The sequence below is a fragment of the Leptolyngbya sp. Heron Island J genome (assembly GCF_000482245.1).
Lineage (GTDB): Bacteria > Cyanobacteriota > Cyanobacteriia > Phormidesmidales > Phormidesmidaceae > Leptothoe.
This window is the reverse complement of the sequence record NZ_AWNH01000021.1, coordinates 97,096-103,122: the sequence shown is the minus strand read 5'-3', so window position 1 is coordinate 103,122 and position 6,027 is coordinate 97,096. Positions and strand designations below refer to the sequence as shown.

6 protein-coding genes and 1 CRISPR repeat array are annotated in these 6,027 nt (G+C 47.4%); of the genes, 2 read left to right on the top strand and 4 right to left on the bottom strand.

The window, feature by feature from the left end:
* Positions 1–94: 94 nt before the first annotated feature.
* A CRISPR array of direct repeats spans positions 95–994; the repeat unit is 35 nt; unit sequence GTTCAGAATCCATTACCCCGAAAGGGGACGGAAAC.
* A gap of 398 nt (positions 995–1,392) precedes the next feature.
* Both N836_RS46785 and N836_RS46780 read left to right on the top strand, forming a co-directional pair.
* Positions 1,393–3,105, top strand: coding sequence for a P-loop NTPase fold protein (locus N836_RS46785; RefSeq protein ID WP_023071585.1), 1,713 nt, complete (start codon positions 1,393–1,395; stop codon positions 3,103–3,105).
* A gap of 278 nt (positions 3,106–3,383) precedes the next feature.
* Positions 3,384–3,956, top strand: coding sequence for a hypothetical protein (locus N836_RS46780; RefSeq protein ID WP_023071584.1), 573 nt, complete (start codon positions 3,384–3,386; stop codon positions 3,954–3,956).
* Between the two features lie 35 nt (positions 3,957–3,991).
* On the opposite strand, the gene N836_RS72995 is transcribed toward N836_RS46780, so the two are convergent.
* From N836_RS72995 to N836_RS46760, 4 genes are all read right to left on the bottom strand, one after another.
* Entirely contained in the window at positions 3,992–4,771 is a 780-nt protein-coding gene (locus tag N836_RS72995; RefSeq protein ID WP_023071583.1) for a BRO-N domain-containing protein, read from the bottom strand.
* Between the two features lie 164 nt (positions 4,772–4,935).
* Entirely contained in the window at positions 4,936–5,199 is a 264-nt protein-coding gene (locus N836_RS46770; protein ID WP_023071582.1) for a helix-turn-helix domain-containing protein, read from the bottom strand.
* On the bottom strand, positions 5,192–5,782 hold the full coding sequence (locus N836_RS46765; RefSeq protein ID WP_023071581.1) for a hypothetical protein: 591 nt from the start codon (positions 5,780–5,782) through the stop codon (positions 5,192–5,194). The genes N836_RS46770 and N836_RS46765 overlap by 8 nt, the downstream gene beginning before the upstream one ends.
* Complete coding sequence (locus N836_RS46760; RefSeq protein WP_023071580.1) at positions 5,775–6,023, bottom strand: helix-turn-helix domain-containing protein; 249 nt, start codon at positions 6,021–6,023, stop codon at positions 5,775–5,777. Before N836_RS46760 ends, N836_RS46765 begins: the two co-directional genes overlap by 8 nt.
* Positions 6,024–6,027 lie beyond the last annotated feature (4 nt).

The following is a 6,027-nucleotide window of genomic DNA, read 5'->3' as shown; positions in this document are numbered from 1 at the left end:
ATTGGGAATAGCTTCTATTTATCTGGGCTTTTCCAGACCCCCTCAGAAATCGGGTTCTAGAGGGCTTGTGTAGTCAGGGTTCCAGAAGATGGGGGTTCAGAATCCATTACCCCGAAAGGGGACGGAAACCCTACTTGTTTTTGGAACGAGTAAGCCATGACCGGTTCAGAATCCATTACCCCGAAAGGGGACGGAAACCGAAACTAGTCCGGCGATGGTCAGCAATGCAAAAAGTGGTTCAGAATCCATTACCCCGAAAGGGGACGGAAACCTGATTCGGCGAGGTTAGAATTAGAATTTTCCATAATCGTTCAGAATCCATTACCCCGAAAGGGGACGGAAACAACATCTGATTAGTCTTACCGCCTACAGCAATAGCGGTTCAGAATCCATTACCCCGAAAGGGGACGGAAACTCACACACTGCATTGCCGTTGACATTAAATTGCCGTTCAGTGTTCAGAATCCATTACCCCGAAAGGGGACGGAAACGCGGTGGTCCGGCATCCAAACGTATCGACATCTACTGGTTCAGAATCCATTACCCCGAAAGGGGACGGAAACAGTCATTGCCACCGCCGATTTCATCGGGACACCCAAGTTCAGAATCCATTACCCCGAAAGGGGACGGAAACACTTGGAAACAATTTTGGTAGAATTTCTCTGTAAAGAGTGTTCAGAATCCATTACCCCGAAAGGGGACGGAAACTCTTGGTCGTAGCGGCGTTTCTGGCTACTACCAACGGTTCAGAATCCATTACCCCGAAAGGGGACGGAAACTATAACTTATACGTAGAAATCCTCTGGGCTAAAATTGTTCAGAATCCATTACCCCGAAAGGGGACGGAAACGCGGCGACGCCTACCTGCTGGCGTGCTACCACTTCAGTTCAGAATCCATTACCCCGCAAGGGGACGGAAACTACTGCATACCTTTGGCTGTGCTTATAATTCCTGCCTTGTTCAGATCCCATTACCCCGAAAGGGGATGGAAACAAATTAGCCTTGTCCTTGTGCCCATTGGATGTAAGCTTGGCTCAGACCCCACTACCCCGAGAGGGGAAACTACCCACACAAAAACAGGGGGCATACGCATGACGTACACCCCTGCCGAATTCCTATTGTTCATGTCTTAGGCTTGGTGAATATCTAAGCCGCCACCAGCCTTAATAACCAAATACCCCGCCTCCGACCTTGGTCGGACATTTCAGCCCTAAAGCCTCCCAAATCCTCCACTAAGGTCTGACCAAGCATGAAGGACGGTGCCACGGCAGAAAGTCTTTAGGAAATATATAGGAAATTCCAAGCGATCGCCCAAATCTGCATGCTAGGTTGGCCAATGTCTACTTGATCTCCTTGTCAGGGGGATTAGGCTGCAGGATACCGAGGAACAGATGTCCGAACTGAAGCTATTGACCGACGAACCCCTTGGGGAGGGCAACGACCCCGACTTAGATGGTCTTGGATTTTCAACCTACTGCAAAGTTCTCGGAGATGCTGCAATTGGAACGCCCGGACCTTTCACGATCGGCGTGTTTGGAGAATGGGGTACCGGGAAAACAAGTTTGATGCGACTGATTCAGAGGTACCTGGACGATCAGGATGATGTCATCACCGTTTGGTTCAATGCGTGGCGGTACGAACGTGAAGAGCACCCTATTGTACCGTTGGTTGCAACAATTGTTCGTGAACTGGAACGAAACAAGAGCTTTACCGCAAAACTATCAGACGGAGGGCGATCGCTTATAAAGTCTCTTCGGGCAGTTGCTTATGGATTCTCTGCGAAGTCAAAGGTAAAAGTTCCAGGATTCGCCGAAGTCGAGGCATCATTTGTTGCAAAGGACATGATCGACCGTGAGGAGAAACTCACGCCCGATCCGCTGCTCGACAGAAGCCTCTACTACGAAGCCTTTGAAAGGCTTTCTGAGTTACCATCGCGGGGGCGCGCGCGGATTGTGGTCGTTATTGATGACCTCGATCGCTGCTTTCCGGACTTGGCTATCCGATTACTGGAGAGCATTAAGCTTGTGCTCGCGCAGCCAGGGTTTATCTTCATCCTTGGAGTTGCCCGAAGTGTAATCGAAGGGTATCTGCAGTACCGATATAGGGAAGATTACGGCATAGAAAATTTTGAAGGTCAATCTTACCTTGATAAAATCGTCCAACTCCCTTTTCACATCCCACCCCACACTGGGAGAATGACTGATTTTTCGGAGAAAATACTGACAAGGATATCACCCGAGAGCAAGAATAGTTTCCAGGAGATTTTACCAATCATTGGTTCAGCCGCTGGTGCAAATCCACGATCTACGGTGCGTTTCGTCAACAATCTCCTGATAGATCTTGCCATAAACCAGAACCTCGCTGCATCCGGCACAATGAGCGAGATAGCGCTTGAGTATTTTGCTGTCTCACGCTGCCTTCAACAGCGATGGCCCCAAGTGTTTTCCACCCTGATGATTGCTGAGCAATTATGCAGAGAGCTTGCTGAATCAGATGTGGAGGCCATCCGTAGGGAGGCTAAACGAGATGATCCCGATCGTGCCAATGTCGCAACTTCGTTGTTGGCAGATCGCGATTTATTGAAATTGCTTCAGTCTAAGCAGGGACGAGAATGGCTGAGAAACGGAGAGATTCGTCGCGCAACTATCCAATTTTTGCGCACGCAACGCCAAGAATCTCAAGAAGACATCGGGCGGAGTTTAAAGAGATACGACACATTTCTCAGTTACGTTGCACGGGACAGTCGTGATATCGTAACCGATTTAGCAGAGAGATTGACTAATGAAGGTCTTAACGTATTCATTGACACAAATATTGGTCTAGGCGAACGTTTCCAGGATGTAATCTTATCGGCACTTCAGTCCTCACGAACAATCTGTGCTTGTATCAGCCCAGCGTCTCAGGAATCGCCGTGGCAATCCGCTGAGCTAGACGCTGTATTGCAGCAATCAACGGCAGATAAGACGGTACGAGTAATCCCAATCTTACTTCCAGGCACAACATTCGCGGAGCTACCCCCGTTTCTACAAGACAGAAATGCATTGGACCTCCGCGAAGGCTTGAGTGATGAGCGAATAGTCCAATTGGTACGTGCCCTATCATAACGGTTATTATTGCTTCTTAGTCGAGATAGCGAGAATCCTCACGAATCCCCCCTTCCACACCAACCGGCATGCAAGTCATACCGAAGTTCATTTGAACCAATGAAGATCGTTAAAGCTTTCTAGATAAATCCTATGCTCGGTGTATTATCCAGAAAAATTCTGGTTAATTTCCCTTTAGGAGTGTTATCTAGACATTTTCTGGATACATATATAGTTAGCTGCCAGTAACTAATGGTTAGTACTGGAATTGCGATAAAAATCTGCCACGGTGCAACGTTATGGATCCGGGAACTGCCACACTAGTAGCCAGTCTAATTGGAGCAATTGCTGTCGTAGCATCTGCAATTATTACTAAGTATGATCTTTATTTAGTTTTTAGCCGCAGCCGCATAAATATCAGTGGTGAGTGGCGAGGATATGCTGTCTATGTGGCTGGTGAATTCTCTGAACCTCCTAATGCCGAAGCTCTTTACAGAGTTAACTTCAGATTCAATCAAATTGGCTCTCTCGTTTTTATGGAAGCTAGAGTAGTTGAGGTTTTTGATATCTACGTTACACAAATCCCGAATAGTCCAGCGCGATTTCTCAAAGGAAAGGGGCATATGCTCAGAGGGCAAGACATTGTCATAGCATTCGCTAACCAGGGCAGCCTAACGTGTGGAACAATTTATTTCACACTCAATACATTTCTTAGAGAGATGGATGGAATCGTTGCTCTTCGTAATCCTTTGCTTGGGAAGCCAGTTGCAGTAAAAATTCTTCTGCGACGCGAGTCTGAAACACCAGTGCAACCAGAGGACTTAAACCTTGAGCCTATTCGTACTTTGATAGAGTCAATGCCATCTGCGTAGCCTAGCTTGGAATAATCTGCCAGCTAAAGTTAAACCTAAGCCGCAGCCCGTCCTCCAGACTCCCCCAAATACTCCCGCACAACCTGACTCAACCCCTCTCCGTACTCAGTAACATTGTACAATTTCACAGGGCACATGCGCCCGTTGACTAAGCGATCTTCTTCAGCAGGCAGTTCTCCAGTCTCAGCCACGAACCAAGCCTTAGCCCGTTTCCCTAAAATCGGTGCCTGCTTGGAAGTAACTTTGTAGCCCAACTTCTCAGCGAATTCAACAATGCCCATCCAACGGTCTTTGCTAGGTGGTAGTTGCTTTTGGCTATCTAAGACGATGTTGTTGATCACATCCTGGTAATGCTGTTGCATACGGGGATTCTGAAGATCGATGCCTAACTTCTCTTCAAGATATTGCATCGCATTGGCATAGTCCCGAATTCTCACATCAGCGGGTGGTAGCTGTAGTGGTTCAGGTTTGGGGGTGGAGTCAGTTTTTTGAAGATTATAAGACCCAGTTTTTCTGATTGCTGGCAGAACTTCATGCTTTAGCCATCGCTTAAATCTCTTAGCTTCAGGCTTACGACTACCAAGAACTAGCCCATACAACCCAGGCTCGTTAACCGTTAGTAGCTCTTGCTCTCCACCAGGGGTATCACTTAAACATATACCCTTTTCATCGTCATCCAATCGATCTAAAGCTTGGCTTGAATTCCTAATATTTAAGGCGGCACAAACATCAGTAGCCACCCATTCATGCTTTATGCCATCACCAACGTAGCGAATGTCGTGTGACTCAAAATTAAACAGAACTATTTCACTCATCTTCTTATTCTCATATATTGCTAATTGAACTAACCTCGGCTCATTTGTGCCGCCAACGGCTCACTAAAGCCAAAAAAATATGCCTATTGATTTTCTCTTGACACAGATGTGGCAACGATAGCACAGCTAAGGTAAAAAAATTCCCCTTAGGTAAAGCAGGTCGATTATCTATCCAAACGCCATTCAATCAGCTCTGACAGGGTGAGTGGTTCAAACTTCAGCCGCTCTTGGTCACCCAGCTCCAGTACAGCGTTCAGAATCTGGTTCACCTTCGGGACACTTGGGTGCTTATTGCCGTTTCTCCATTCAGAAATAGTGCTGCTGGATACGTCCAGACGTAATGCCAGTGCTTTGACAGATACGTCGTATTTGGCCATTAGTTCCTTGAGCTTAAAGAGCATCTTGCCCTGGGTCATTGTCTTAGTCATTGGTGGGAACCTCGTTATTCTCTGGTAATTGCCAGGGCTCACCGCCCAGGTCTCGGATCTGTTGTTCTAGTCTGGACACGTGTTCTCTGAGCAAATCCGGCTCCGCATAGGCATCAGCTAAGTCTTCTAATGTGGCTTGAAGAGCAGCATTCTGATCGCGCAGCAGCTGATTGTATTCGTCCTCAGAACGGCTCACACCAAAGGCCGTATCGAAACGGCGGGTGAGCGTCTCAATCATCAGGGCCATGCATAGGGCCAAGGCTTGTTTATTACCTCTAAACAATTGCCACAACCAGTAGGCAGACACTGTATCTAAAGGCAATGCATTAATGCGGCTTTGCCCTCTGGCTTGATCAGTGGACTCGATTTCAACTTCAGAAATCGCGGGCGTATAATCCTTGCCCAACAAGCGTTTAATCGCCTTTGACTTCAAAAATTCGCGGGCGTTTCGTTCTGGCAGCCCAACCGCTGAAGCGGTCTGAGTCTGGCTCATTCGATAACTGCCATCAGGCAACATGAAGCCGTCTACTGCCAGGTCGCCAATCTGAATACTGGCGCGAGTCGCTTTGATTGATTCACTCATCAAACTTCACCCCAAACGATACGCCTAAAGCTTCCTCAATCTTTTTGAGAACATCTTCAGCCAAGGTCTGAGACTCTTTTTCAATCCGGTACCAATTCTGAACCGACATACCAACAGCACTAGCAAGATCAGTCATCGTTCTACCTTCCTGCTGTTTTTGCTGCCGAGCTTTCTTGATGCGTTCTCCTAGCCCCGGTACCTCTATTTCAATAATTCGCTGAACTTTCACCGCATTGATCATAATG

What these genes read in the sequence shown, in the direction of transcription:
- N836_RS46770 (WP_023071582.1), bottom strand. Translation starts at nt 5,199, where the DNA reads ATGACTAAGACAATGACCCAGGGCAAGATGCTCTTTAAGCTCAAGGAA.
- N836_RS46780 (WP_023071584.1), top strand. Translation starts at nt 3,384, where the DNA reads ATGGATCCGGGAACTGCCACACTAGTAGCCAGTCTAATTGGAGCAATT.
- N836_RS46765 (WP_023071581.1), bottom strand. Translation starts at nt 5,782, where the DNA reads ATGAGTGAATCAATCAAAGCGACTCGCGCCAGTATTCAGATTGGCGAC.
- N836_RS72995 (WP_023071583.1), bottom strand. Translation starts at nt 4,771, where the DNA reads ATGAGTGAAATAGTTCTGTTTAATTTTGAGTCACACGACATTCGCTAC.
- N836_RS46760 (WP_023071580.1), bottom strand. Translation starts at nt 6,023, where the DNA reads ATGATCAATGCGGTGAAAGTTCAGCGAATTATTGAAATAGAGGTACCG.
- N836_RS46785 (WP_023071585.1), top strand. Translation starts at nt 1,393, where the DNA reads ATGTCCGAACTGAAGCTATTGACCGACGAACCCCTTGGGGAGGGCAAC.